Raw genomic sequence first — 2,480 nt, 5'->3', positions numbered from 1 at the left:
GCGCCGGCCTGCCGGGCGGCCTCGGCGGTGCCGTCGGGGCTATCGGCATCCACTACCAGCACTTGGGCGGCGGGCGCGTAGCGACAGACTTCGCCCACGAGCCGGGCAATGTTGCCGGCTTCGTTGTAGGTAGGAATAATAATGCTAAAGGTCATGCGGGGAAAAAAAGGACACGCAAAATCCGGCTGATGGGTGGAACTCCGTACGTACGAAATTCAGACTAGGCCCGGACGCTGCGGCCGCGCGGAAGCATCCTTTCCGCCGACCTTTGCCCACGGGCTGCAAGTTAGCGCCCATCTGCTGCCCATGAAGTTTCTGTTCGGCCCATTAGCGGCTATGTTGCTGCTGGCTCCGGTGGCGGCCGGTGCCCAGGCCGCCCGGCCCGCTGCGCCCGAAACCCGCCGCTACGCCATTGAGGTAGCCGGCCTGCGCGTGGGCACCATGACGGCCACCCGCCAGCCCCAGCCCGGCACCGCCGACGTGGTGTACACCTGCACCAGCGACGTTAAAGTCACCATTCTCTTCTATCACCTCAAGGTCTATTATCAGGTAGTGAACCGCGTGCGGGCCGGCCAGCTGCTGCTCTCTACCGTGGAGGCCCACACCAACCAAGGCGATTTCAGCTCGCGCACCGAGTGGAAGGGCGACCACTACGACATCCGCGCCGACCAGTACAAATACCACCACCAGGCCACCGAGAAAGAGCCCATCACTTACACCGTCACGGATATGTTCTTCGGCGAGCCCCAGGGCCGTACCCGCGCCTACGCAGAGTATTTCGGCGATTTTTTCGCTTTGAGCAAGGGAGCCCCCGGCAGCTACCGCGCCCGGCGCGATGGGCGGGAAGATGAATATCAGTACGCCAACGGTCAGCTCGTTACGCTTATCAAGAAAAACCCAATTAAGAATTTTATCATCCGCTACGTGCCGTAGCTGGGGAGGGATAGGATTGCAGATAGCTGGTCAAGCTGAGCGCAGTCGAAGCATCTCTACCGCAATACTGATTGATTCTAGCATTGCAGTAGAGATGCTTCGACTGCGCGCAGCATGACAGTTCAGAAAAAAAGCCCGCTGCAACTGGTGCAGCGGGCCGTTTTAGTAGCGGTGAATGGGGGCAATTATTTGCCTACCACTTTATACAGCGTGCCTTTGGCCAGCTTGTCGGTGGTTTTCATGCCGTTGAGGATGGCCATTTCCTCGTAGCGGCTCGACGGGATGCCGGCTGCGGCGAAGGCCGAAGCCAGGGTTTGGGTGCCGGTGGCGGTGCGGATGTGCACGTGCTGGGGCTGGCGGTTGAGCTTGCTGGCATCGGTGAGGCGGGCGTAGCCCTGGGCGGCTTGCTGGAACGCAGGCGCGTAGGCTCCGAAGTTGCCGGCCGCGGCCAGGCCCACGAAGGCGTAGATGCTGTTGCCGTCCTGAATGAGTTGGGCCAGCACGTGGGCCGGCGTGCTTTGCTGGTCCTGGGCCTGCTGGTCGCCCTCAAACACGAGGGCCGGGAAGCCGTTGATGGTCGTTTTCTGGGCCTGCGCATTGGTCACGCCCACGGATTTGGTCAGGCTTTGGGCGGCGGCATCGAGCGAGCCACCCGAGGCGCCGAGGAACACCAGCAGGGCTTTGCCATTAGGCTCCTGCATCTGGAACTGCTCGGGCGAGTTGTTCGACTTCCAGCCCGAGGGAATGGGGAAGCGGAACTTCAGGTCGGGGTGGTAGAACACGCCGCTTTCCACGAAGCCCTGGCGCGGGTCTTCGCCGAAGGTGAGGCCTTCAATCTGGCGCAGGTAGGAGTCGCGGTTCACCATGTAGCTGCTGCGGCCGGCGCTCTGCTTGGCCTGGGCGGCCAGCTGCTTCACGCGGGTGTAGCGGTCGGCCGAGTTGGGGTGGGTGCTGAGGAAGGTGGGGATGCTGCTGCCGCTCTGGGCTTCGGTGCGCTGCAGCGTCTGGAAAAAATCGGCCATGTAGCTGGCGTCGTAGCCAATTTTGGTCGAGTACTTCACGCCCAGGCCGTCGGCTTCGTTCTCGTCGTCGCGGCTGTATTTCAGCATGTACAGGCCCACGCCCTGCTGCACCAGCCCACCCACCGACTGCATCACGCGCGGCGCCAGCACCGAGCCCAGAATCATGCCGATGCCGGCAATGGTGCTGTTGCGCTGCTGCTTTTTGCCGTGCTGGGCGGTGATGTGGCCGAGTTCGTGGCCCAGCACGCCCGAAAACTGGGCTTCGTTGTTGAAGTACGCCATGATGCCGCGCGTGAAGTACACGTGCCCATCGGGCGTGGCGAAGGCGTTGATGACGGGCGAGTCGACCACCGTGAAGCCGTAGTCGCCGGGGCGGTCCGAAATGGCCGTCATCTGCTTGCCGCGGGCGGTGATGAGGCTTTGCAGCTTGGCGTCGTTGTAGAGGCCAAACTGGGCAATCACGGCCGGGTCGGGCTTGGCGCCCTGCAGGGGGCGGGAGGCAGGAGCAGCCGGGGCTGCCGGGGC

At 63.1% G+C, this 2,480-nt stretch carries 3 protein-coding genes; 1 reads left to right on the top strand and 2 read right to left on the bottom strand.

The features are described 5' to 3' along the window. Positions 1–155, bottom strand: a 155-nt coding sequence (locus ACYVDE_RS20250) for a glycosyltransferase (RefSeq protein WP_460503346.1), incomplete at its 3' end; no start/stop codon positions are given. Positions 156–306: 151 nt separating this feature from the next. Between ACYVDE_RS20250 and ACYVDE_RS20245 the strand changes: the two genes are divergently transcribed. Continuing rightward, entirely contained in the window at positions 307–933 is a 627-nt protein-coding gene (locus ACYVDE_RS20245; RefSeq protein WP_460503345.1) for a DUF6134 family protein, read from the top strand. Positions 934–1,118: 185 nt separating this feature from the next. On the opposite strand, the gene ACYVDE_RS20240 is transcribed toward ACYVDE_RS20245, so the two are convergent. Further along, positions 1,119–2,480, bottom strand: a 1,362-nt coding sequence (locus tag ACYVDE_RS20240) for a M48 family metalloprotease (protein ID WP_460503344.1), incomplete at its 5' end; no start/stop codon positions are given.

Source organism: Hymenobacter agri (assembly GCF_054778495.1).
This window is presented reverse-complemented; position numbering and strand designations above follow the sequence as displayed.

Coding starts and splice junctions, on each gene's coding strand:
- ACYVDE_RS20245 (WP_460503345.1), top strand. CDS start 307: ATGAAGTTTCTGTTCGGCCCATTAGCGGCTATGTTGCTGCTGGCTCCG.